The sequence below is a fragment of the Streptomyces sediminimaris genome (assembly GCF_047049295.1).
Taxonomy (GTDB): Bacteria; Actinomycetota; Actinomycetes; order Streptomycetales; family Streptomycetaceae; genus Streptomyces; species Streptomyces sediminimaris.
Map to the genome: position 1 here is coordinate 6,269,025 of NZ_JBJWOT010000001.1, position 24,001 is coordinate 6,293,025.

The 24,001-nt window shown below is 71.0% G+C and carries 22 protein-coding genes; 18 read left to right on the forward strand and 4 right to left on the reverse strand.

The window, feature by feature from the left end; all coding sequences use genetic code 11:
• Together ACJ9NR_RS29075 and ACJ9NR_RS29080 are read left to right on the forward strand one after the other, a co-directional pair.
• Nucleotides 1-1,128, forward strand: coding sequence for a ferrochelatase (locus tag ACJ9NR_RS29075; protein WP_412492007.1), 1,128 nt, complete (start codon nt 1-3; stop codon nt 1,126-1,128).
• 8 nt (nt 1,129-1,136) lie between these two features.
• Complete coding sequence (locus ACJ9NR_RS29080; RefSeq protein WP_412492006.1) at nt 1,137-1,952, forward strand: inositol monophosphatase family protein; 816 nt, start codon at nt 1,137-1,139, stop codon at nt 1,950-1,952.
• 121 nt (nt 1,953-2,073) lie between these two features.
• On the opposite strand, the gene ACJ9NR_RS29085 is transcribed toward ACJ9NR_RS29080, so the two are convergent.
• Entirely contained in the window at nt 2,074-2,238 is a 165-nt protein-coding gene (locus tag ACJ9NR_RS29085) for a hypothetical protein (protein WP_165954967.1), read from the reverse strand.
• Nucleotides 2,239-2,660: 422 nt separating this feature from the next.
• On the opposite strand from ACJ9NR_RS29085, the gene ACJ9NR_RS29090 reads away from it, so the two are divergent.
• The 4 genes from ACJ9NR_RS29090 to ACJ9NR_RS29105 all read left to right on the forward strand — a co-directional run bounded on the left by ACJ9NR_RS29090 (nt 2,661) and on the right by ACJ9NR_RS29105 (nt 6,279).
• Nucleotides 2,661-3,314 carry a response regulator transcription factor gene (locus ACJ9NR_RS29090; RefSeq protein ID WP_016432179.1) on the forward strand — a complete coding sequence of 218 codons (654 nt, stop codon included), beginning with the start codon at nt 2,661-2,663 and terminating at the stop codon, nt 3,312-3,314.
• Nucleotides 3,315-3,320: 6 nt separating this feature from the next.
• Nucleotides 3,321-4,613, forward strand: coding sequence for a sensor histidine kinase (locus tag ACJ9NR_RS29095; RefSeq protein ID WP_412492005.1), 1,293 nt, complete (start codon nt 3,321-3,323; stop codon nt 4,611-4,613).
• A gap of 393 nt (nt 4,614-5,006) precedes the next feature.
• Nucleotides 5,007-5,303 carry a DUF4193 domain-containing protein gene (locus tag ACJ9NR_RS29100; protein WP_005481602.1) on the forward strand — a complete coding sequence of 99 codons (297 nt, stop codon included), beginning with the start codon at nt 5,007-5,009 and terminating at the stop codon, nt 5,301-5,303.
• Nucleotides 5,304-5,316: 13 nt separating this feature from the next.
• On the forward strand, nt 5,317-6,279 hold the full coding sequence (locus ACJ9NR_RS29105) for a hypothetical protein (protein WP_412492004.1): 963 nt from the start codon (nt 5,317-5,319) through the stop codon (nt 6,277-6,279).
• Nucleotides 6,280-6,283: 4 nt separating this feature from the next.
• Here the strand turns inward: ACJ9NR_RS29105 and ACJ9NR_RS29110 are convergent, their stop codons facing one another.
• Nucleotides 6,284-6,748 (reverse strand): DUF3093 domain-containing protein, encoded by a 465-nt coding sequence (locus tag ACJ9NR_RS29110; protein ID WP_412492003.1) that lies wholly within the window; start codon nt 6,746-6,748, stop codon nt 6,284-6,286.
• A gap of 58 nt (nt 6,749-6,806) precedes the next feature.
• Between ACJ9NR_RS29110 and ACJ9NR_RS29115 the strand changes: the two genes are divergently transcribed.
• The 8 genes from ACJ9NR_RS29115 (at nt 6,807) to ACJ9NR_RS29150 (ending at nt 14,269) form a co-directional block, all read left to right on the forward strand.
• The gene (locus ACJ9NR_RS29115; RefSeq protein ID WP_412492002.1) at nt 6,807-7,391 is read left to right on the forward strand and encodes a PaaI family thioesterase; all 585 of its coding nucleotides are present in this window, start codon (nt 6,807-6,809) and stop codon (nt 7,389-7,391) included.
• Nucleotides 7,388-7,948: a dUTP diphosphatase gene (gene dut, locus ACJ9NR_RS29120; RefSeq protein WP_412492001.1), complete on the forward strand. Its 561-nt coding sequence runs from the start codon at nt 7,388-7,390 to the stop codon at nt 7,946-7,948. Before ACJ9NR_RS29115 ends, dut begins: the two co-directional genes overlap by 4 nt.
• A 1-nt stretch (nt 7,949) precedes the next feature.
• Nucleotides 7,950-8,705, forward strand: coding sequence for a DUF3710 domain-containing protein (locus ACJ9NR_RS29125; protein ID WP_412492000.1), 756 nt, complete (start codon nt 7,950-7,952; stop codon nt 8,703-8,705).
• A 264-nt stretch (nt 8,706-8,969) separates the two neighbouring features.
• Nucleotides 8,970-9,662: an ABC transporter ATP-binding protein gene (locus tag ACJ9NR_RS29130; protein ID WP_412491999.1), complete on the forward strand. Its 693-nt coding sequence runs from the start codon at nt 8,970-8,972 to the stop codon at nt 9,660-9,662.
• A 152-nt stretch (nt 9,663-9,814) separates the two neighbouring features.
• Nucleotides 9,815-12,364: an ATP-binding protein gene (locus tag ACJ9NR_RS29135; RefSeq protein WP_412491998.1), complete on the forward strand. Its 2,550-nt coding sequence runs from the start codon at nt 9,815-9,817 to the stop codon at nt 12,362-12,364.
• Entirely contained in the window at nt 12,358-13,077 is a 720-nt protein-coding gene (locus ACJ9NR_RS29140) for a response regulator (protein WP_412491997.1), read from the forward strand. The genes ACJ9NR_RS29135 and ACJ9NR_RS29140 overlap by 7 nt, the downstream gene beginning before the upstream one ends.
• A 46-nt stretch (nt 13,078-13,123) precedes the next feature.
• Nucleotides 13,124-13,522 (forward strand): OB-fold nucleic acid binding domain-containing protein, encoded by a 399-nt coding sequence (locus ACJ9NR_RS29145; protein ID WP_412491996.1) that lies wholly within the window; start codon nt 13,124-13,126, stop codon nt 13,520-13,522.
• Between the two features lie 3 nt (nt 13,523-13,525).
• Nucleotides 13,526-14,269: a DUF3159 domain-containing protein gene (locus tag ACJ9NR_RS29150; protein ID WP_412491995.1), complete on the forward strand. Its 744-nt coding sequence runs from the start codon at nt 13,526-13,528 to the stop codon at nt 14,267-14,269.
• A gap of 133 nt (nt 14,270-14,402) precedes the next feature.
• Here the strand turns inward: ACJ9NR_RS29150 and ACJ9NR_RS29155 are convergent, their stop codons facing one another.
• Both ACJ9NR_RS29155 and ACJ9NR_RS29160 read right to left on the reverse strand, forming a co-directional pair.
• On the reverse strand, nt 14,403-15,080 hold the full coding sequence (locus ACJ9NR_RS29155; protein WP_412491994.1) for a potassium channel family protein: 678 nt from the start codon (nt 15,078-15,080) through the stop codon (nt 14,403-14,405).
• A complete protein-coding gene (locus ACJ9NR_RS29160) occupies nt 15,080-15,751 on the reverse strand; it encodes a potassium channel family protein (RefSeq protein WP_412491993.1) in 672 nt (223 codons plus the stop codon). The genes ACJ9NR_RS29155 and ACJ9NR_RS29160 overlap by 1 nt, the downstream gene beginning before the upstream one ends.
• 435 nt (nt 15,752-16,186) lie before the next feature.
• Between ACJ9NR_RS29160 and ACJ9NR_RS29165 the strand changes: the two genes are divergently transcribed.
• From ACJ9NR_RS29165 to ACJ9NR_RS29180, 4 genes are all read left to right on the forward strand, one after another.
• Nucleotides 16,187-18,241 carry an APC family permease gene (locus ACJ9NR_RS29165; RefSeq protein WP_412491992.1) on the forward strand — a complete coding sequence of 685 codons (2,055 nt, stop codon included), beginning with the start codon at nt 16,187-16,189 and terminating at the stop codon, nt 18,239-18,241.
• Nucleotides 18,242-18,349: 108 nt separating this feature from the next.
• Complete coding sequence (locus ACJ9NR_RS29170) at nt 18,350-19,678, forward strand: class I SAM-dependent RNA methyltransferase (RefSeq protein ID WP_412491991.1); 1,329 nt, start codon at nt 18,350-18,352, stop codon at nt 19,676-19,678.
• A gap of 799 nt (nt 19,679-20,477) precedes the next feature.
• Nucleotides 20,478-20,807, forward strand: a complete 330-nt coding sequence (locus tag ACJ9NR_RS29175; protein WP_412491990.1) for a tetratricopeptide repeat protein — start codon at nt 20,478-20,480, stop codon at nt 20,805-20,807.
• An 860-nt stretch (nt 20,808-21,667) separates the two neighbouring features.
• A complete protein-coding gene (locus ACJ9NR_RS29180; protein WP_412491989.1) occupies nt 21,668-23,983 on the forward strand; it encodes an ATP-binding cassette domain-containing protein in 2,316 nt (771 codons plus the stop codon).
• The last annotated feature ends 18 nt before the right edge of the window (nt 23,984-24,001 follow it).

Below are 24,001 nucleotides of genomic sequence, written 5' to 3' on the forward strand. Positions count from 1 at the left end.
ATGCCAGATGCGCTCGATGCCAGCCCCTACGACGCCCTTCTCCTGCTCTCGTTCGGCGGCCCGGAGGGCCCGGACGACGTGGTGCCGTTCCTGGAGAACGTGACGCGGGGGCGGGGCATCCCCAAGGAACGCCTGAAGGAAGTCGGGCAGCACTACTTCCTCTTCGGCGGGGTCAGCCCGATCAACGCCCAGAACCGCGCCCTGCTGGACGCCCTGCGCAAGGACTTCGCGGAGCACGGCCTGGACCTGCCGGTCTACTGGGGCAACCGCAACTGGGCGCCCTATCTGACCGACACCCTGCGCGAGATGGTCGCCGACGGCCGCCGCCGCGTCCTGGTCCTGGCCACCAGCGCCTACGCGTCGTACTCCGGCTGCCGCCAGTACCGCGAGAACCTCGCCGACTCGCTGGCCGCCCTGGAGTCCGAGGGGCTCGACCTGCCGGAGATCGACAAGATCCGGCACTACTTCAACCACGAGGGCTTCGTGCGGCCCATGACCGACGGTGTGCTCGAGGCCCTGGCCGACCTCCCCGAGGAGGTCCGCGACGGCGCGCACATCGCGTTCTCCACGCACTCGATCCCGACCGCGTCGGCGGACACCTCCGGCCCGGTGGAGGCCCACGGCGAGGGCGGGGCCTACGTCGAGCAGCACCTGGAGGTGGCGCGGCTGATCGCCGGCGCCGTGCGCGAGCGCACCGGTGTGGACCACCCCTGGCGGCTCGTCTACCAGTCGCGCTCCGGCGCCCCGCACGTCCCATGGCTCGAGCCCGACATCTGCGACCACCTCCGGGAGCGGCACGGGGCCGGCGTCCCGGCGGTCGTGATCGCCCCCATCGGCTTCGTCTCCGACCACATGGAGGTCCTCTACGACCTCGACACCGAGGCCAGGGCCACGGCCGGGGAACTGGGACTGCCGATGCGCCGCTCGGCCACGGTCGGCGACGACCCGCGCTTCGCCGCCGCCGTCCGCGACCTCGTCCTGGAGCGCGCCTCCGTGGCGCGCGGCGAGGAGGTCACGCCCTGCGCCCTGGGCGCACTCGGCCCGAGCCACCACCTCTGCCCGGCCGGCTGCTGCCCGGCCCGCACCCCCCGTCCGGCCGCCGCCGGCGCCGACAGCCCGTACGCGTGAGGAGCGCCGTGACCGACCCCCTGCACCAGGAACTGCTCGGCCTCGCCCGGGAGGCCGCCCGCCGCGCCGGGGAGCTGCTGCGGGACGGCCGACCGGCCGACCTCGCGGTCGCCGCGACCAAGTCCAGCCCGATCGACGTGGTCACCGAGATGGACATCGCCGCGGAGAAGCTGATCACGGACCTGATCTCCGAGCGCCGCCCCGACGACGGCTTCCTCGGCGAGGAGGGCGCCTCCACCGAGGGCACGAGCGGCATCCGCTGGGTGATCGACCCGCTCGACGGCACCGTCAACTACCTGTACGGACTGCCCACGTGGGCCGTCTCCATCGCCGCCGAGCAGGACGGCGACGCCGTCGTCGGCGTGGTCGCGGCCCCCATGCGGGGCGAGACGTACCACGCCGTCCGCGGCGGCGGGGCCCGTGCCACGGGCGCCTGGGAAGGCGAGCGCGAGCTGGCCTGCCGCCCCGCGCCGCCCCTGGAGCAGGCACTGGTCTCGACGGGCTTCAACTACGTCACCGAGGTCCGCACCCACCAGGCCGAGGTCGCCCGGAGGCTGATCCCGCTGCTGCGCGACATCCGGCGCGGCGGCTCGGCCGCCGTCGACCTGTGCGACCTGGCGTCCGGCCGCCTCGACGGCTACTTCGAGCGGGGACTGAACGCCTGGGACTTCGCCGCGGGCGACCTCATCGCCCGGGAGGCGGGCGCCGTGACCGGTGGACGGCCCGGAGAGCGCCCCGGACGCGATCTGGCGATCGCCGCCACCCCGGGCGTCTTCGAGCCCCTCCAGCGCCTCCTGGAGGACTTCGGCGCCTGGCACGACTGAACGTGTCCGCCGGGCCGCCCGGCGGCGAACAGCAGGTGAACGCGAACGCAGGACGACACAGCGGGCCCCCGGCGCTGGATTCGCCGGGGGCCCGCTGCGGCGCTGACGAGCTGATCGGACGCTAGGCGCCGACCTCCACACCGTGTTCGGCGGCGAGACGGCGCAGGTCGTCGAGCTCGCCCTGCTCCACCTCGACGAGGAAGTCGTCGCCTTCGTCGCGAGCCCGCGTCAGGTCGGACTCGGTCGCCTTTATGCGCTGCAGAAGTCCTGCGGTGAATGCGTCCATGCTGCGCCCCCTCGTCCTGGGTCGTGGGTCGGTGGCACGGGGGTGTGCCGTTCGGAAGGGCCGATCACGTCTCCTGCGAGTGCCCGGCGCACCGCGCCGGGAGGCGACGGTGCCGGACACCCACGCCACTCCGGGGTAAGCGGATTGCGCCGTGCCGCATGGTGCTGCGGCACTAGCAGAGCGTGATCGCGGGGTATGAACCGTCCTCCCCCCGCTCCCTTCCGTGGAAACCTCAACCCGGCGACAAAATCTTTGATTCCCGGGTCTCACACCCGCCCTTCATCCGGCGCTCATCCGCCGCCCACCCGTCTTACTGCCGACTTATGACCGAAAAGGGCAGGATGGAGACACACACCCGGGACGAACCCTCGCCCGAGCGCGCCCTCGGGGCCGTGCGGGCGGACACAGGAAGGACTTGCGACGTGCGCGTACTCGTCGTCGAGGACGAGCAACTGCTCGCCGATGCGGTGGCCACCGGACTGCGCCGGGAGGCCATGGCCGTCGACGTCGTGTACGACGGCGCGGCCGCCCTGGAGCGTATCGGCGTCAACGACTACGACGTGGTCGTCCTCGACCGCGACCTCCCCCTCGTGCACGGCGACGACGTGTGCCGCAAGATCGTCGAGCTGGGCATGCCCACGCGCGTGCTGATGCTGACGGCCTCGGGTGACGTCAGCGACCGGGTCGAGGGCCTGGAGATCGGCGCCGACGACTATCTGCCCAAGCCGTTCGCCTTCAGCGAGCTGATCGCACGCGTGCGTGCCCTCGGCCGGCGCACCAGTGTGCCGCTGCCGCCGGTCCTGGAGCGTTCGGGCATCAAGCTCGATCCCAACCGCCGCGAGGTCTTCCGCGACGGCAAGGAGGTCCAGCTCGCGCCCAAGGAGTTCGCCGTCCTGGAGGTGCTGATGCGCTCCGAGGGCGCCGTCGTCTCCGCGGAGCAGCTCCTGGAGAAGGCCTGGGACGAGAACACCGACCCGTTCACGAACGTCGTGCGCGTGACCGTCATGACACTGCGCCGCAAGCTGGGCGAGCCCCCCGTGATCGTCACCGTGCCCGGCTCCGGCTACCGGATCTGATACGCAATGGCCGCAACACCCGCTGTCCCCACCGCGCCGCCCAAGCCCACCTGGGACCCCAGAAAACCCGAACCGCCGTTCCCGTGGCTGCGCCCGACCATCCGCATACGGCTCACCCTGCTGTACGGCGGCATGTTCCTCATCGCCGGCATCCTGCTGCTGTCGATCATCTATCTGCTGGCGGCCCAGGCCCTGCACGAGGGCAGCGGCCAGTCCTTCCAGGTGAGCGGCTCCAACCTCGACATCACCAGCACCACCTGCCCCGCCCTGAACTCCGCGCCGCCGAGCGAGCTCAACTCGATCCTGAAGCAGTGCGACGCCGTCCAGCGCCAGCACGCGCTCGACGACCTCCTCAGCCGTTCGCTGCTGGCCCTGCTGGGCCTCGCCGTGATCGCCTTCGCCTTCGGCTACGCGATGGCGGGCCGGGTCCTGTCGCCGCTCGGCAGGATCCTGCGCACTGCGCGCGCGGTGGCGGGCTCGGACCTGTCCCGGCGGATCGAGCTGGACGGTCCGGACGACGAGATCAAGGAACTCGCCGACACCTTCGACGACATGCTGGAGCGCCTGCAGCGGGCCTTCACCGCCCAGCAGCGTTTCGTCGGCAACGCCTCGCACGAGCTGCGCACGCCGCTCGCGATCAACCGCACCCTGCTGGAGGTCCACCTCTCCGATCCGAACGCGCCCGTGGAGCTCCAGCAGCTCGGCAGGACGCTGCTGGCGACCAACGAGCGCAGCGAGCAGCTGGTCGAGGGCCTGCTGCTGCTCGCGCGCAGCGAGAACCAGATCGTCGAGCGCAAGCCGGTGGACCTCGCCGAGGTCGCCGAGCAGGCCGTCGACCAGGTGCGCGCGGAGGCGGACGCCAAGGGCGTGGAGATCCGCGGCGAGCAGAAGCCCGCCGTCGTCCAGGGCAACGGCGTGCTGCTGGAGCGGATCGCCCTGAACCTCGTGCAGAACGCCGTGCGCTACAACGTGCCGAGTGAGGAGGCGCAGCGCGAAGCGCCTCCGAACAAGGGCGGTGGCGGGAGACGGGAGGGCGGCTGGGTCGAGGTCACCACGGACGTCCAGCACGGCCAGGCGGTCCTGGTCGTGACGAACACCGGACCCGTCGTACCGGCGTACGAGCTCGACAACCTCTTCGAGCCCTTCCGGCGGCTGCGCACCGAGCGCACGGGCAGCGACAAGGGTGTGGGGCTGGGGCTGTCCATCGTCCGGTCCGTGGCCCGGGCGCACGGCGGCCACATCTCGGCCCAGCCGCGCGAGGGGGGTGGACTCGTGATGCGGGTCACCCTGCCGATCTGAGACCATGTCGCCGACACACGGGGATGTTCGCTTTGGGCGGAATTTCCTGGCCGCCGGATGGCCTACGCCGTGTGTGATCGATCACATGGGCGATTTTCCGGCCATCTACTCTCCGTGATCATGGCGACTTCCGGAAAGCCGGGAAAATGCGGGTTTTCGGGTCACCTGATCACGGGAAGTACAGGGTGAGATGCCTTTGAACAGCGGCATGGGGACCGTGTACGGTCCCGTTCGCCATCCAAGCCGATCACTCTTGAGGGGTGCGGTTGGGTGTCGATTGAGTAACAGACCTTGATGTGAGGCAAAATCTCCGCCTCGGGTCGGGCACAAGTCCGGCCTCTCACGCGTTACGTGCGCTGGAGACACCGCAGACACCCAGAGGGGGAGAGCGACATGGCAACGGATTACGACACTCCACGCAAGACCGACGACGACGTCGACTCGGACAGCCTTGAAGAACTGAAGGCCCGGCGGAACGACAAGTCGACGTCCGCCGTCGACGTCGACGAGTTCGAGGCCGCCGAGGGCCTGGAGCTGCCCGGAGCGGACCTCTCCAACGAGGAGCTGGCCGTCCGGGTGCTGCCGAAGCAGCAGGACGAGTTCACCTGCATGAGCTGCTTCCTGGTGCACCACCGCAGCCAGCTGGCCCGGGAGAAGAACGGCCAGCCGATCTGCCGCGACTGCGACTGAGGCCGGGTCGGCCGTGACCGGCTCGACCCCACCTCGGAAGCGCCGCTTCCCGAAGACGGGAGCGGACGAAGGGCGCTACGGCGCCTCTCTCGGCGCACGTGACGACGAGCGGGGCCCATCCGGTGCGACACCCGGCACGGACGGGCGTACGGGATCGGCCTCGCTCGAACCGGCGGCCGGCCGGGGTGACCTCCCGGCTCCGTCACAGACCCCCGCGCCCGCCGCGGGGGCGGGACAGTCCCCGCCCGGGCGAAGCCGGCAGCGGGGGAGGGCCGCGGTCCTCCGCGACAGGGCCGCACAGGGTGTCCGCAGGAGCGGCACCGCCGCGAGAGCCGGTCTGGCGTACGTCGCCGACCGGATCATCGACATCGCCCCGCGGGTCCCGGTACGGGACCTGGCCACGCTCCGCAGACAGTTCCCGGGCCTCGGCCCCGAGCAGCTCGCGGACAAGCTCGTGGCCGGCGCCGCGGCCGGCACCTCCACCGTGGGAGCGGGCATCGGAGCGGCGGCGATGCTGCCCGTACCGCCCGCGATGCCGACGGAGATCGCCGCCGAGATCACCGGCGTCGCCGCGATCGAGCTCAAGCTGATCGCCGAACTCCACGAGGTCTACGGCGTACGCCCGCCCGGCAACCTCAGGGAGCGCAGCACCGCCTATCTGAACTCCTGGTCGGGAGAGCGCCGGGTCGACATGACCAGGCCGTCGACCGTGACCACGGCGCTCAACAGCCATGCCAAGCAGCGGCTGCGCCAGCAGATCATGAAGCGCACGGTGCGCGACCTGCCGAACCTGATGCCCTTCATGGTGGGCGCCGCGGTGGGCGCGGTCATGAACCGGCGGGACACCAGGAGGCTCGCCGGGCGCGTCCGCAAGGACCTGCGCAAGGTTCAGGTGCCCTGGGACGCGCTGCCCGCGCTGCCTCCCCTGGAGGCCCCCGCCGATCCGCTGGACCTGGACGGCGAGGCCACGGGCTGAGCCCCTACGCCGCGGCCTCCCGCGCCGCCTTCAGGGCCTGCGCGAGCCGCTCGGGCTCCCGCGTCGACAGGTACAGGTACGGCGTCGGGTCCTCGGGGTCGGTGACCTCCACGCGCAGGGCCCTGGGAATGTAGGCGCGCAGCAGCAGGAACGCGCGGGTGTCGGCCTTGTGCGTGCGCCAGGCGCGCGCCTGCTCCGGGTCCAGGACCTCCGCCTCGCCCAGCGCCGTGACCGGGATCCGGGCCTCGCCCGCGATCAGCGAGCCGCCCACCACACGGATGCGGACCGAGCCGTACGAACTCGCCACGACGGCCGCCACCGCGGTGCCCCCGACCAGGCCGCCGAGCAGCGGCAGCGGGCCGAAGGGCAGCAGGATCAGGGCGAAGGAGACGCCCACCAGGAAGGAGATCAGCCACCAGGAGCGGGGGGCCGTGAGGCGTTCTTCGTACGGGGCCGTGGAGAGCTGCATGGATCCAAGCTTGGCACGGTGTCCGGAACGTGCCGACGCGCGGGTAAGGTCTGCGGCTGTGAGTGGTACTTCCCCAGCTCTTCAGCCCCCCGCCGACGCGGTGCGGCCCGTACGGCATCCCGACGCTCCCGCGCCGGGTGAGCCTCTCGGTGCCCACTACGAACAGTGTTTCGGGTGTGGTGGCGGCCAGCCCCACGGACTGCACCTGGAGGCGCGGGCCGGCGAAGGCGTCACGATCACCGCCGAGTTCACCGTGCAGCCCGCCCACCAGGGCGCTCCCGGCCTCGCGCACGGCGGCGTGCTCGCGACCGCGCTCGACGAGACCCTCGGCTCGCTGAACTGGCTGCTGCGCACGATCGCCGTGACCGGGCGGCTGGAGACCGACTTCGTCCGGCCGGTGCCGGTGGGCACCACGCTGCACCTGGCGGCCGAGGTCACGGCGGTCGCGGGCCGCAAGATCTACTCGACCGCCACGGGGCGCGTCGGCGGCCCCGAGGGGCCCGTCGCCGTCCGCGCGGACGCCCTGTTCATCGAGGTGAAGGTCGACCACTTCACCGACCACGGCCGCCCGGAGGAGATCCGCGCCGCGATGAGCGACCCCGATCAGCGACGGCGCGCCCGCGCCTTCGAGGTGAACCCGTGAGCCGTGCCCCGCGTCAGGAACTCGACGTGCAGGTCCGCCGCGTCGATCCGGACGTACCGCTTCCGACGTACGCACACCCGGGCGACGCGGGAGCCGATCTGCGCACCACCGAGGCGTGCGAACTGAGGCCCGGTGAGCGGACGGTGCTGCCCACCGGGGTGTCGATCGCCCTCCCCGAGGGGTACGCGGCCTTCGTGCACCCCCGATCCGGTCTGGCCGCCCGCTGCGGTGTCGCCCTCGTGAATGCCCCGGGGACGGTTGATGCCGGGTACCGTGGGGAGATCAAGGTGATCGTGGTGAATCTCGATCCGCGCGAGGCCGTGCGGTTCGAGCGCTTCGACCGGATTGCCCAACTGGTCGTCCAGCAGGTCGAGAGGGTCCGCTTCCAGGAGGTCGCGGAGCTTCCCGATTCGGCGCGGGCCGAAGGGGGCTTCGGGTCCACCGGGGGCCATGCCTCGGTGGCCGGGACCAACAGCACGAACGGCCGGGCCGCCGAGGGCGGCCGGGCGGGTGGGAATCGATACGCTTCGGTCGTATCCGACCGGGAAGGACAGTGACGTGTTCGGACGTCGCAATAAGAAGGGTGCCGCCGAGGACGCGGCCGGCGAGGCCGAGCAGGTCGTCGACAGCGTCGACACTGAGGCGGACGACGAAGAGCGCGTGCGCGTGCGGCTCGAACCCGGGCCGCGGCCCGACGGGCCCTGGGACGAGTCCGAGGTGCGCGACCCGGCCGAGGGCCGGGTGGACCTGGGCGGCATCTTCGTGCCCGGGGTCGACGGCATGGAGCTGCGGGTCGAGGTCGCGGGCGACGCGATCGTCGCGGCGACCGTCGTGCTGCGCGACAGCGCCATCCAGTTGCAGGCCTTCGCCGCTCCCAAGCGCGAGGGCATCTGGGCCGAGGTGCGTGAGGAGATCGGTTCGGGCATCACCCAGCAGGGTGGGATCATCGACGAGGTCGAGGGCCCGCTGGGCTGGGAGCTGCGGGCCCAAGTGCCGGTGCAACTGCCCGACGGCACGGGTGGTTTCCAGGTCGTGCGGTTCGTCGGCGTGGACGGCCCGCGCTGGTTCCTGCGCGGCGTGATCTCGGGCCAGGGCGCGGTGCAGCCGCAGGCGGCCGGTCTGCTCGAGCAGATCTTCCGGGACACGGTCGTGGTCCGCGGCGACGGCCCGATGGCGCCCCGCGACCCGATCGTCCTCAAGCTGCCGAACGACGCGCAGATGGTCCCCGAGGGCGTCCAGCAGGAGGAGTCCTCCCGCTTCGCCGGCGGCATGGGACAGCTCCAGCGCGGACCGGAGATCACCGAGGTCCGCTGAGCGCTCCGCGGGAAGTGCCGCGGCGGGCCGCGCGACCGGCCGCGGCGCCGTCCCGGTCGGCCGCGCCCCGGCGGGAGGCCGCCGGACCCCGGTGGACAGGCCCCCGCCCGCACGACCCCTCCGCCCCGTGAGCCGCACACCCGAGGGCGCGGCGCTTCGCCGTGCGGGCGCCGGCCGGCACGATCCGGGCCGACCGGCCGTTGAAGGACCGGGCGCCGGGTGGCGATACTGGCGCCCGGCCGACGGGTGCACGGGGGAGGGCGCATGAGCCAGGTGGTCACCGAGACCATGGTGCGGGTCGAGAACGTCCACAAGTCGCACGGCCGAGGAGCGGCCGCCGTGCACGCCCTGCGCGGCGTCTCCTTCGAGGTGCCGCGCGGCGAACTCGTGGCCCTCAAGGGACGCTCGGGGTCGGGCAAGACCACGCTGCTGAACATCGTCGGCGGGCTCGACGCACCCGACGAGGGACGGGTCACCGTCGACGGCCTCGATCTGTCGGCGCTCGGCGAGGACGGGCTTCTCGCCCTGCGCCGCGACCGCGTCGGCTTCGTCTTCCAGTCCTTCGGGCTCATCCCGATCCTCACGGCGGCCGAGAACGTGGGCGTGCCGATGCGGCTGCGCCGCACGGAGGTCCGCGAGCGCGAGGAGCGCGTGGAGCTGCTGCTCGCCCTGGTGGGCCTCGCCGACCACGCGGCGCAGCGGCCCGGTGAGCTGTCCGGCGGCCAGCAGCAGCGCGTCGCCGTCGCCCGTGCCCTGGCGAACAGCCCCTCGCTCCTGATAGCCGACGAGCCGACCGGCCAGCTGGACGCGGAGACCGGTCACGCCGTCATGGAGCTGCTGCGGGCCGTCGTCGACAGCGAACGTGTCACCGCTCTCGTCGCCACCCACGACGCGACCCTGCTGGACCTGGCCGACCGGGTCCTGGAGCTGGGCGACGGGGAGATCGTCGAGCACTGAACCGCCGGGCCTTCGAAGGCGCGTCGGAGTCGGCTCTGCGTCAGGGATGTGTCAAAGACGTCACTCGCCCCCGTTTCCGTCCTGTTTGTCCAGAACAGTGGCCGTAAGGTCGACGCTGCGTGCGCGGCAGGGAACGAAAGACAATAGGGGCCATGGGACGCGGCAAGCTACGGATCTACCTCGGTGCGGCACCGGGCGTCGGCAAGACCTACGCCATGCTCTCCGAGGCGCACCGGCGCGTGGAGCGGGGCACCGACTGCGTCGTCGCCTTCGTGGAGGACCACGGCCGGCCGCGCACCGAGGTGATGCTGCGCGGCCTGGAGCAGGTGGCCCGCAAGGACCTGGAGTACCGCGGCGCCGTCTTCACCGAGATGGACGTCGACGCCGTGCTGGCCCGCCGCCCGCAGGTGGCCCTGGTCGACGAGCTGGCCCACACCAACGTCCCCGGCTCCCGCAACGTCAAGCGCTGGCAGGACGTCGAGGAGCTGCTCGCCGCCGGCATCGACGTCGTCTCCACCGTGAACATCCAGCACCTGGAGTCGCTCGGCGACGTCGTCGAGTCGATCACCGGGGTGCGGCAGCGGGAGACGCTGCCGGACGAGACGGTGCGGCGGGCGGACCAGATCGAGCTGGTCGACATGTCGCCCGAGGCGCTGCGCCGGCGCATGGCGCACGGCAACATCTACCGGCCGGACAAGGTCGACGCGGCCCTGTCGAACTACTTCCGGCCGGGCAACCTGACCGCCCTGCGGGAGCTGGCACTGCTGTGGGTGGCCGACCGGGTCGACGAGTACCTGAAGCAGTACCGCAGCGAACACCGGGTGTCGCGGATCTGGGGCTCGCGCGAGCGGATCGTGGTCGGCCTGACCGGCGGACCGGAGGGCCGCACCCTCATCCGGCGGGCCGCGCGCCTGGCCGAGAAGGGGGCCGGCGGTGAGGTGCTGGCGGTCTACATAGCCAGCAGCGACGGGCTCACGGCCGCCTCGCCGAAGGAACTGGCCGTGCAGCGCACCCTCGTGGAGGACCTGGGCGGTACCTTCCACCACGTCGTCGGCGACGACATACCGGCGGCGCTGCTCGCCTTCGCGCGCGGGACCAACGCGACGCAGATCGTGCTCGGGGTCTCCCGGCGCAAGAGCTGGCAGTACGTCTTCGGGCCCGGCGTCGGCGCGACGGTCGCCCGGGACTCCGGCCCCGACCTCGACGTCCACCTGATCAGCCACGGCCAGGCGGGCAAGGGACGCGGGCTGCCGGTGGCCCGCGGCGCACGCCTCGGCCGGTCCCGGATCATCGCCGGGTGGGTGGTCGGCGTCGTCCTGCCGGCCGTCCTGGCGGTGCTGCTCAACACCGTCCACCTGGGGCTCGCCAACGACATGCTGCTGTTCCTGTCGGTGACGGTCGCGGCGGCGCTGCTCGGCGGGCTGCTGCCCGCGCTGGCCTCGGCCGCGGTGGGCTCCCTGCTGCTGAACTACTTCTACACGACGCCCCTGCACCGCTTCACCATCGCCGACCCCAGGAACATCGTCGCGATCGCCATCTTCGTCGGTGTCGGCGTCTCGGTCGCCTCGGTCGTCGACCTCGCGGCCCGCCGCACCCATCAGGCGGCCCGGCTGCGCGCCGAGTCGGAGATCCTCTCCTTCCTCGCGGGCAACGTGCTGCGCGGCGAGACCGGTCTGGAGGACCTGCTCGAACGGGTCCGCGAGACCTTCGGCATGTCGTCGGCGGCCCTCCTGGAACGGGCCGGCGACCGCGACCCGTGGACCTGCGCGGGCCGCGCGGGAACCGGGACGGCGGTGGCGCGGCCGGAGGACGCGGACGTGGACGTTCCGGTCGGGGACCACCTCGCGCTCGCGCTCACCGGCCGGGTGCTGCCCGCCGAGGACCGCCGGGTGCTGGCCGCGTTCGCCGCCCAGGCCGCCGTCGTACTGGACCGCAGGCGCCTGCAGCAGGAGGCCCACCGGGCCCGTGCGCTGGCCGAGGGCAACCGCATCCGTACGGCACTGCTGGCCGCCGTCAGCCACGACCTGCGCACCCCGCTCGCCGGGATCAAGGCGGCGGTGTCCTCCCTGCGCTCGGACGACGTGGCGTGGTCCGAGGAGGACCGGGCGGAGCTGCTGGAGGGCATCGAGGAGGGCGCCGACCGGCTCGACCACCTCGTGGGCAACCTCCTGGACATGTCCCGGCTGCGGACCGGCACGGTCACCCCGCTGATCCGCGAGGCCGACCTGGACGAGGTGGTACCGATGGCGCTGGTCGGGGTGGTCGAGGGCGGCGTCGTGCTCGACGTGCCGGAGACCCTGCCCATGGTCGCCGTCGACCCGGGGCTGCTGGAGCGGGCGGTGGCCAACCTGGTCGAGAACGCGGTCAAGTACAGCCCCCCGGACGAGACGGTCCTGGTCGCCGCGAGCGCCATCGCCGACCGGGTGGAGGTGCGGATCGTCGACCGCGGCCCCGGCGTCCCCGACGAGGCCAAGGAGCGCATCTTCGAGCCCTTCCAGCGCTACGGCGACGCGCCGCGCGGGGCCGGAGTGGGCCTCGGCCTCGCCGTGGCGCGCGGCTTCGCCGAGGCCATGGGCGGCACCCTCGACGCCGAGGACACACCCGGCGGCGGCCTCACCATGGTGCTGACCCTGCGCGCGGCGGCGTCGCACGCGCGGCAGCCCGTCCACCCGGCGGAACCCGAAAGGCAGACCACATGGTGAGCCCGGCCGGGGGTGCCTCCCAGGCCCCCACCAGGGTGCTCGTGATCGACGACGAGCCGCAGATCGTCCGTGCCCTGGTGATCAACCTCAGGGCACGCAAGTACGAGGTCGACGCCGCCCACGACGGCACCACCGCCCTCCGGCTCGCCGCCGCCCGCCACCCCGACGTGGTCGTCCTCGACCTGGGCCTGCCCGACATGGACGGCGTCGAGGTGATCAAGGGACTGCGCGGCTGGACCCGCGTGCCGATCCTGGTGCTGTCCGCGCGGCACACCTCCGACGAGAAGGTCGAGGCGCTGGACGCCGGCGCCGACGACTACGTCACCAAGCCCTTCGGCATGGACGAGCTGCTGGCCCGGCTGCGCGCCGCGGTCCGCCGGGCCGAGCCGGTCGGCACCGGCGACAGCGACGTGACGACCGTGGAGACCGGGGAGTTCACCGTCGACCTGGCCGCGAAGAAGGTCAACCGGGGCGGCAGGGACGTACGGCTGACACCGACCGAGTGGCACCTGCTGGAGGTGCTGGTGCGCAACACGGGGCGGCTGGTGAGCCAGAGACAGCTCCTGCAGGAGGTGTGGGGTCCGTCCTACGGAACCGAGACGAACTACCTCAGGGTGTACATGGCGCAGCTGCGCAGGAAACTCGAGGCTGACCCCTCGCACCCGGAGCACTTCATCACCGAGCCGGGCATGGGCTACCGGTTCGAGCGCTAGGGTCGCGGGTACGTAGCCGTCAGTGCACCCCGGTACGCTTCAAGACATGAGTGCTGTTCCTCGTTCCGAAAAGCCGGTGGGCCGGTTCCGGCGCATGCTCGACCGGCTCTCCTCTTCGCAGGAGGACCTGGAGTCGGAGGAGCTGCGGGAGGACACCGAGACCGCCGGATGCACCCGGATCGGTGACTGCCACGACCGACAGGTCGTCACGGTTACTGGTACCTTGCGCACGGTCACCCTGCGGCCGCGCGCGGGCGTCCCGGCCCTGGAGGCCGAGCTGTTCGACGGCTCCGCCGCGCTCGACGTGGTGTGGCTCGGGCGGCGCTCCATCGTCGGGATAGAGCCGGGGCGCAGACTGATCGCATCGGGCCGGATCTCGATGAGCCGGGGCCGCCGGGTGCTGTTCAATCCGAAATACGAACTGAGACCCCTCGGACGGGAGTAGCCGGTGACGTCGCTCGACAAGCCGACCGAAGACACTCAAGCCGACGACACGCGGACGGTGACGGAGGCCGCCCTGTTCGAGGCGTTCGGCGGAGTGCGGGGCATGGTCGAGACGGTGCTGCCCGGCCTCCTCTTCGTCACCATCTACACGATCAACAAGGACCTGCACTGGTCGGCCATCGCCGCCCTCGTGGTGTCCCTGGCGCTCGTGGTGGTCCGCCTGGCCATGCGGGACACCGTCAAGCACGCCTTCAGCGGGGTCTTCGGCGTCGCCTTCGGCGTCGTCTTCGCGATGATGACGGGCAACGCCAAGGACTTCTACCTGCCCGGCATGCTCTACACGCTGGGCCTGGCGCTGGCGTACATCGTCACGACGCTGTGCGGGGTCCCGCTCCTCGGGCTGATCCTCGGGCCCGTCTTCAAGGAGAACCTCTCCTGGCGCACCCGCAACCCGGGCCGCAAGAAGGCGTATGCCAAGGCCAGCTGGGCCTGGGGGCTGATCCTGCTCGGCAAGTGCGCCATCCTCTTCCCGCTGTACTGGTGGGCGAACACCGCTCAGCTGGGCTGGGTCCTGGTCGCCCTGAAGATCCCGCCGTTCCTGCTGGCCGTGTGGCTGACGTGGGTCTTCCTGGCGAAGGCGCCCGCGCCGATCGACGTGTTCGCCGAGATGGAGGCGCAGGAGCGGGCCGAGAAGGAGCGGGCCGCCGCCGCGGACGCCGAGCCGAGCGGCGGGCGGCACCGCCGGTAGCCGCGGCTCCCCCTGCGAACATCTGCTCGCCCACGACGACGAGGGGCGCCCCGCGACTCGCGGGGCGCCCCTCGTCGTCGTGAACGCGGCCGTCTCCCGCCGGGCCCCGGCGGAGACCAGTGGGACGCGGTGATCAGCCCGCCGTGTCCTCCCGGCGCACCGACAGCAGGTCCTCCAGCTGCTCCTCCCTGGCCTGGGCGGCCACGAAGAGGAGTTCGTCGCCCGGTTCGAGGGAGTCGTCGCGCGAGGGCGTGAGGACGCGGGTGCCGCGGATGATCGTGACCAGGGACGTGTCCTCGGGCCACTGCACGTCGCCGACCTGGGTGCCGGCCAGCGCCGACTCCTCCGGGAGCGTCAGCTCCACCAGGTTCGCGTCGCCGTGGCTGAAGCGGAGCAGGCGGACCAGATCGCCGACGCTCACCGCCTCCTCGACCAGCGCGGACATCAGACGGGGTGTGGAGACGGCGACGTCGACGCCCCAGGACTCGTTGAAGAGCCACTCGTTCTTGGGGTTGTTGACGCGGGCCACGACGCGCGGAACGCCGTACTCCGTCTTGGCGAGGAGCGAGACGACCAGGTTCACCTTGTCGTCGCCCGTCGCGGCGATCACGACGTTGCAGCGCTGCAGCGCCGCCTCGTCCAGGGACGTGATCTCGCAGGCGTCGGCGAGCAGCCACTCCGCCTGCGGGACGCGCTCGACCGAGATGGCGGTCGGCGTCTTGTCGACGAGCAGGACCTCGTGGCCGTTCTCCAGCAGTTCGCCCGCGATCGAGCGGCCGACCGCGCCGGCACCGGCAATGGCGACTCGCATCAGTGACCGCCCTCCTCGTCCGGACCCTTGGCGAAGGACGCCTCGACCTTGTCGACCTCGTCGGTGCGCATCATCACATGCACCAGGTCGCCGTCCTGCAGCACCGTCTGGGAGGTGGGCAGGATGGCCTCGCCGAGCCGGGTCACGAACGCCACCCGGACACCCGTCTCCTCCTGGAGTCTGCTGATCTTGTGACCGACCCAGGCGGCGGAGGCGTGCACCTCGGCGAGCTGGACACCGCCGGTGGGGTCGCGCCACAGCGGCTCGGCGCCCGAGGGGAGCAGCCGGCGCAGCATCTGGTCCGCCGTCCAGCGGACCGTCGCGACGGTGGGGATGCCCAGGCGCTGGTAGACCTCGGCGCGGCGCGGGTCGTAGATGCGGGCGGCGACGTTCTCCACACCGAACATCTCGCGCGCCACGCGCGCGGAGATGATGTTGGAGTTGTCGCCGCTGGAGACGGCGGCGAAGGCACCGGCCTCCTCGATGCCGGCCTCGCGCAGGGTGTCCTGGTCGAAGCCGATGCCGGTGACCCGGCGGCCGCCGAAGCCGGGTCCGAGACGGCGGAAGGCCGTGGGGTCCCGGTCGATCACGGCGACCGTGTGCCCCTGCTGCTCCAGGGTCTGGGCGAGAGCGGAACCCACTCTCCCGCAGCCCATGATGACGATGTGCACGACCGTCCTTCCGGTGTCAAGAATCACTGCTCGGCCCGATCAGGGTCTCAGACCGACGCCCAAAGCTACACACCGGCGGCAGGGCGCAGGCACCCCTGTGCACGGTTGCCGCGCGGCACGGACGTCAGCGCCGGCTGATGCTGCGGACACTGGCGAGCGTCAGGATTCCGAGGCCGACGAGGGCCGCCGCGGCGCCGATCAACTCTGCGGTGGCATGCATGGAACCTCCGGGTAACGGCAACGGGGCGAAGACAGCGGGGAGTAGCGCGGTGCTTGTCATATAGACATGACGCGGCGGCGGGCCGCCGAATCCGCAGCCGTGGCCTCCGTGTTTTCACCCGGAGGGCAGATCCGCGGCGGCCGCCCCCCGCTCGGGGACGGCCGAGGGCGGGGCAGGTGGTTCGGCGCGCGTTCGAACGCCTACGATTACCTGTTGTGTCCAAACTGACCGACGTGCCCAAACGGATTCTGATCGGGCGCGCACTGCGCAGCGACCGGCTCGGCGAAACGCTCCTGCCGAAGCGCATCGCCCTCCCCGTCTTCGCTTCCGACCCGCTGTCCTCGGTGGCGTACGCCCCCGGTGAGGTCCTGCTGGTCCTCTCGGTCGCGGGCGTGTCGGCGTACCACTTCAGCCCCTGGATCGCGCTCGCGGTCGTGGTGCTGATGTTCACGGTCGTCGCCTCCTACCGGCAGAACGTGCACGCCTACCCCAGCGGCGGCGGCGACTACGAGGTCGCGACCACCAACCTGGGCGCCAAGGCGGGCCTGACCGTGGCCAGCGCCCTGCTGGTCGACTACGTCCTCACCGTCGCCGTCTCGATCGCCTCCGGCATCGAGAACCTCGGCTCGGCCATCCCCTTCGTGGTCCAGCACAAGGTCTTCTGCGCGGTCGCGGTGATCGTGCTGCTGACGCTGATGAACCTGCGCGGCGTCAAGGAGTCCGGCAAGCTCTTCGCGATCCCGACGTACGTGTTCGTCGGCGGCGTGTTCATCATGATCGCGTGGGGCGCGTTCCGCGGTCTGGTGCTCGGCGACACCATGCGGGCGCCGACGGCGGCGTACACCATCAAGGCCGAGCACCAGGGGCTGGCCGGGTTCGCGCTGATCTTCCTGATGCTGCGGGCCTTCTCCTCCGGCTGTGCCGCGCTCACCGGTGTCGAGGCGATCTCCAACGGCGTGCCCGCCTTCCGGAAGCCCAAGTCGAAGAACGCCGCGACCACGCTCGCGATGATGGGCCTGCTCGCCGTCACCATGTTCTGCGGCATCATCGCCCTGGCCCTGACGACCAAGGTCCGGATGGTCGAGAACCCGGCCACCGACCTGCTCAAGCACGGTGTCGGCGTCGGCTCGGGCTACGTCCAGAACCCGGTGATCACCCAGGTCGCCGAGGCCGTGTTCGGCAAGGGCAGCTTCTTCTTCGTGGTGCTGGCCGCGGCCACCGCGCTGGTGCTGTTCCTGGCCGCCAACACCGCCTACAACGGCTTCCCGGTGCTCGGCTCGATCCTCGCCCAGGACCGCTACCTGCCCCGCCAGCTGCACACCCGCGGCGACCGGCTCGCCTTCTCCAACGGCATCGTGCTGCTGGCCGGCGCGGCGACCCTGCTCGTCGTCATCTACGGCGCCGACTCGACCCGGCTGATCCAGCTCTACATCGTCGGCGTGTTCGTGTCCTTCACGCTCAGCCAGACCGGCATGGTCCGGCACTGGAACCGCCACCTGGCGACCGAGAAGGACCCCGCAAGGCGCAGCCACATGATCCGCTCGCGGGCCATCAACACCTTCGGCGCCTTCTTCACCGGTCTGGTGCTGGTGGTGGTGCTGGTCACCAAGTTCACGCACGGCGCCTGGGTGGCGCTGATGGGCATGTGCGTCTTCTACGCGACGATGACGGCCATCCGCAAGCACTACGACCGGGTCTCGTCCGAGATCGCGGCCCCCGAGGGCCCGAGCGACGACAGCGTGCGGCCCTCCCGCGTGCACTCGGTGGTGCTGATCTCCAAGATCCACCGCCCCACGCTGCGCGCCCTCGCCTACGCCAAGCTCATGCGCTCCGACTCCCTGGAGGCACTGACCGTCAACGTCGACCCCGCGGAGACGAAGGCGCTGAAGCAGGAGTGGGAGCGGCGCGGCATCGACGTACCGCTGAAGGTGCTGGACTCGCCGTACCGCGAGATCACGCGGCCGATCATCGAATACGTCAAGGGCCTGCGCACCGAGTCGCCGCGGGACGCGGTGTCCGTGATCATCCCCGAGTACGTGGTCGGCCACTGGTACGAGCACCTGCTGCACAACCAGAGCGCGCTCCGGCTGAAGGGCCGGCTGCTGTTCACGCCGGGCGTCATGGTCACCTCCGTGCCCTACCAGCTGGAGTCCTCGGAGGCCGCGAAGCTGCGGGCCCGCAGGCGGCAGGACTGGAGCGCGCCGGGTTCGGTGCGGCGCGGTCCGGCCCAGTCGGGCCGCCCGAAGGAGCCCACCGGCGGCCAGGGCTGACGCTCGCCGGTGGGCGGCCGGACGACCCCCACACGTAGACTGGTGGGCTGTTGTCCGGCCGTTTCGCACCCGGCGTATTCGCATCCGACGTAGTGGAGTCACCCCGCCATGCAGGCAGAACCGAAGAAGTCGCTGGTGGGGGAGGAGTACGAGGTCGAGGTCGGCCCCGTCGCCCACGGCGGGCACTGCATCGCCCGTACGTCCGAGGGGCAGGTGCTGTTCGTCCGGCACGCGCTGCCCGGCGAACTGGTCGTGGCACGGGTCACCGAGGGCGAGGAAGGCGCCCGGTACCTGCGCGCGGACGCGGTCGAGATCCTCACCGCCGCCAAGGACCGCATCGAGGCGCCCTGCCCCTACGCCGGTCCCGGCCGCTGCGGCGGCTGCGACTGGCAGCACGCGAAGCCGGGCGCCCAGCGCCGGCTCAAGGGCGAGGTGCTGGCCGAGCAGCTGCGGCGGCTCGCCGGCCTCACGCCCGAGGAGGCCGGCTGGGACGGCACCGTGATGCCGGCCGAGGGTGACAAGCTGCCCGCGGGCGAGGTGCCCGCCTGGCGCACGCGCGTGCAGTACGCGGTGGACGCGGACGGCCACGCCGGACTGCGCCGCCACCGTTCGCACGAGGTGGAACCGATCGACCACTGCATGATCGCCGCTGCCGGAGTGAGCGAGCTGGGCATCGAGAAGCGCGACTGGAGCGGCATGGCCGCCATCGACGCGATCGCCGCGACGGGTTCGCAGGACCGTCAGGTCGTCCTCACACCGCGGCCGGGCGCCCGCCTGCCGATCGTGGAGCTGGACCGGCCGGTGTCGGTGCTTCGGGTCGGCGAGAAGGACGGCGGGGTGCACCGGGTGCACGGCCGCCCCTTCGTCCGTGAGCGCGCGGACGGCCGCACCTACCGGGTCGGCAACGGCGGCTTCTGGCAGGTCCACCCCAGGGCGGCGGACACCCTGGTGACGGCCGTCATGCAGGGACTGCTCCCGCGCAAGGGCGAGACGGCGCTCGACCTGTACTGCGGCGTGGGGCTGTTCGCGGGCGCGCTGGCCGACCGGCTCGGCGAACGGGGCGCGGTGCTCGGCATCGAGTCCGGCAAGCGCGCGGTGGAGGACGCCCGGCACAACCTCGAGAACTTCGACCGCGTGCGCGTCGAGCACGGCAAGGTCGAGTCCGTCCTGCCGCGCACCGGAATCACCGAGGTCGACCTGATCGTCCTGGACCCGCCGCGGGCCGGAGCGGGCCGCAACACCGTGGCGCACCTGGCGTCGCTCGGCGCGCGCCGCATCGCCTACGTCGCCTGCGACCCGGCCGCGCTGGCCCGGGACCTGGCGTACTTCCGCGACGGCGGCTACCGGGTGCGGACGCTGCGGGCGTTCGATCTGTTCCCGATGACGCATCATCTGGAGTGCGTTGCCATCCTTGAGCCGGTGGCCAAGGGATCCTGACCTGCGGTTTTGCTCGTGCGCATTATGTGCGGTGTGGGCGTTACGGGCGATATCTTGACGCCGAAATGACGCTCGTGACGCTCATTTGACGCTCGTTCTGATGGGATGTCAGGCGCCTTGTCGGGCAGGCCGGACCCTGCCGACGTGGCGAGCATCGCTGGGGCGCCGAGGGCAGGCGACGCCGAACGCAGCCTACTGAGTCGTGCTGATCAGATGTTCCGGAAGAGATCAGCGAGCGCCGTGATTTGGGTCGCGTCCCGCGAAGTGGTGTAGCGACGCGGGGGGCGACTTCACAGGTCACGCCTGCGCTGGGATCGCCGGGCCGGCGGAGCACCGCTTCCGCCGCTGCGGGCGGCGCGGAAGTGGCCGGCGAACTCCTGACGGCGTCCGCCACGGAGCCGGTCGTCGGAGCGCAACGGTCCGGATTCCTACACCACTTCGCGGGAACGTCATCGTCGTCGACCCGCGCACCGACCCCCTCTGCGACGTCTTCGACTGGCAGACGTACGGCATCGACTACACCTCCGGCACCTTCACGCCCACCGACCTGCACTTCGCCGTCGTCAAGTCGACCGACCAGGGCCGCACTTGGAGCAAGCCGGTCACCATTGCCAAGGACACGGCCGCCGCCGAGGTCGACCCCAACGCCCCTACCGACTCGACCAAGGCTCTGCGGCGGGCGGCGACCTGCCGAACGTCGCCATCGACCCGCACAGCGGTTCTCGATCTGTGCCGCGAGACCGGAGACCGCCACATTGAAGCCATAACGTTGACTAATCTCGGACAGGCTCTGGCATTCATGGAGAAAATCGTGGATGCCGTCAACGTCCTCACCGACGCTGCAGCTCTTTTCGAAGAGGTAGGAGACAGTCTGGGCCGGGCCAGGGTACTGGGAAGGCAACTGCTGCTTCAGAAGAGGAGCTTCGACAAGGCCGTCACTCCGCTCACCACCGCTGCCCGCCTCTTCAGGGAAACCGGCGACCGCCACAGTGCCGCCTCCACGCTGGATTTGCTCGGCCAAACCCTCGCCGAACAAGGCAGATTCGACGAGGCTGCTGACGTCGGCACCCAGGATGCGTCGCTTTCCCGGGAGCTGGGTGACCGCTACGGCGAAGGCATCGCTTGGTAGAATGTCGGGCTCAGCCTGTGCCAGGTACACAGGTTCGACGAAGCCGTCGAGGCTCTTTCCACCGCTGCTGCCCTCTTTCGAGAGACTGGCGATCGGCGCCGCGAAGCCGAAGTACGAGCCCAACTGGCCCGCGCCTCACGTGGGCGGCGCAACTGACGGTCGTCCCCCAACCACAGTCCCTGGCCTGCCCGAACACGGCCTTTGCAACATCCTTTAGCGATCCACGACCGGCCCACCAAGAGCCCGAGACGTGACCCGTGCCCCGGGGACCCCGACGACGAATCGGACGGATGACGGTGATGAGGGCGATGACGGGGATTCCCGCGCCTTCGTCGCCCTTGGGGCCGCCGGTGACCTGGCCGGGTTCGTCACCGTCTCGTACTCCGGATGTAGCCGTCGGCTGACCGTCAAAGGCATCGAGGTCGCCCGGGAGCACCGTGGCCGCTCACTTTCTTGCGTGCCCCTTCCTTGGCTCTCTGCGCCTCGTTGATCCACTGGGTGACGATGACCGGGTCGGCTCCGACGTCGAGAGTGGCTCGGCAGCGGGCGGGCCGCCGGTAGAGGAGTTCGTTGGCGCGGGGGCGGTGTCGCAAGGGAAGGGGCGGGCTGTGGCCGATGGGTTCCTGAAGGTCTCGAGATCTTGGCCGCAACCGACGGTGGCCGTCGCGAGATGACAGGTTCATGAAGACTGTCATGGCTGATTCCGGCCCACCTGGCCGTTGTGGGTTCACCTCCCGCAGGCGGCCCCGGTGCATCGTCAACTCTCCTCTCGGCGCGCGCTTCTGTGACTGGTTAGATCGGTTCGGACGGCGGGGGATGAGGACGTGACGTTGGCCCGGGCGGGACAGAGGGAGACAAGAATGAGCATGGCCGCGAGGACGGACACGACGTCGAGCGCGCCGCGTTGCATCGCCGACAGCCACGGCATGATCCGCGTGCAAGGCGCGCGGGTGAACAACCTCAAGGACGTAAGCATCGAAATCCCAAAGCGGCGGCTGACGGTGCTGACCGGCGTCTCCGGGTCCGGCAAGAGTTCGCTGGTGTTCGACACGATCGCCGCGGAGTCGCAGCGTCTGATCAACGAGACGTACAGCGCCTTCGTGCAGACCTTCATGCCGACGCTGGCGCGTCCTGAGGCCGACGTGTTGGAGGGGCTGACCATGGCGATCATCGTCGACCAGGAGCGGATGGGCGCCAACATACGCTCCACCGTCGGCACCGCGACCGATGCCAACGCCATGCTGCGGATCGTCTTCAGCCGGCTCGGCGAACCGAGCGCCGGGCCTCCGTTCCACTACAGCTTCAACCAGCCTGCCGGTGCGTGCCCCCGGTGCGAGGGCATGGGCCATGTGACCGACCTCGATCTGACCCAGTTCTATGACGAGAGCAAGTCGCTCAACGAGGGCGCGATCACCGTCCCCGGCTACAAGGCGGGCAGCTGGTTCGTGCGGATCTTCGCCGCGTCGGGTTTCGTCGACCCCGACAAGCCGGTCCGCGACTACACCGAGACGGAACGGCACGACTTCCTGCACCGCGAGCCGACCAAGGTGAAGGTCGACGGCATCAACGTCACGTACGAGGGACTGATCCCAAAGGTGCGCAGGTCGATGCTGGCCAAGGACAAGGACGGGCTGCAGCCGCACGTCCGGGCGTTCGTGGAGCGGGCGGTCACCTTCGTCACCTGTCCCGACTGCGACGGGACCCGGCTGGGCGAGGCGACCCGGGCGTCCAGGATCAAGGGGATCAACATCGCCGACGCGTGCGCGATGGAGGTCCGGGACCTGGCCGCGTGGGTGCGCGGACTGGACGAGCCGTCGGTCGCACCCCTGCTGGCGACACTGCAGCAGACGCTCGACTCGTTCGTCGAGATCGGACTCGGCTATCTGTCGCTGGAGCGGCCCGCGGGCACGCTGTCGGGCGGTGAGGCGCAGCGCGTGAAGATGGTGCGCCATCTCGGTTCCTCGCTCACCGACGTCACCTATGTCTTCGACGAGCCGAGCACGGGTCTGCACCCCCATGACATCCAGCGGATGAACGGCCTGCTGCAGCGGCTGAGGGACAAGGGCAACACCGTGCTCGTGGTGGAGCACAAGCCGGAAGTCGTCGCCATCGCCGACCATGTGATCGATCTGGGACCCGGTTCCGGGACGGCCGGTGGCACCGTCTGCTTCCAGGGCAGCGTTGAAGGGCTACGGACCAGCGGCACGCTGACCGGCCGTCACTTCGACGACCGGGCGTCGCTGAAGAAGTCGGTGCGCAAGCCGGACGGCGCGCTGCAGATCCGCGGGGCGACAGCGAACAACCTCCAGGGAGTCGACGTCGACGTCCCGCTCGGGGTCCTGACCGTGGTGACCGGGGTCGCCGGGTCCGGCAAGAGTTCGCTGCTGCACGGGTCGATCCCGGCGGGCGCGGGTGTGGTGTCGGTCGACCAGGCGCCCATCCGCGGTTCGCGGCGCAGCAACCCCGCCACCTACACCGGTCTGCTGGAGCCGATCCGCAAGGCCTTCGCCAAGGCCAACGACGTCAAGCCTGCCCTGTTCAGTGCCAACTCCGAGGGTGCCTGCCCCACCTGCAACGGCGCCGGGGTGATCTACACCGACCTGGCGATGATGGCCGGAGTCGCCACCACGTGCGAGGAGTGCCGGGGCAAGCGGTTCCAGGCCGCGGTGCTGGAGTACCGGCTCGGCGAGCGGGACATCAGTGAGGTGCTGGCGATGCCGGTGACAGAAGCGGAGGAGTTCTTCCGTGCCGGTGAGGCGCGTGTTCCCGCCGCTCATGCCATCCTCGGCCGGCTCGCGGACGTCGGGCTCGGCTATCTGACCCTCGGGCAGCCGCTGACCACGCTCTCCGGCGGTGAGCGGCAGCGGCTGAAGCTGGCTACGCACATGGCCGGCAAGGGAGGGATCTACGTCCTGGACGAGCCGACGACGGGTCTGCACCTCGCCGACGTCGAGCAGTTGCTCGGGCTGCTGGACCGGCTGGTCGACTCCGGTAAGTCGGTCGTCGTCATCGAGCACCACCAGGCGGTGATGGCGCACGCGGACTGGATCATCGACCTCGGCCCGGGCGCCGGCCACGACGGCGGCCGCATCGTCTTCGAGGGCACCCCTGCCGACCTCGTCGCCGCCCGCTCCACCCTGACCGGCGAGCATCTGGCCGCCTACGTCGGCGCTTGATTCGCCCCCTGTGCGTGC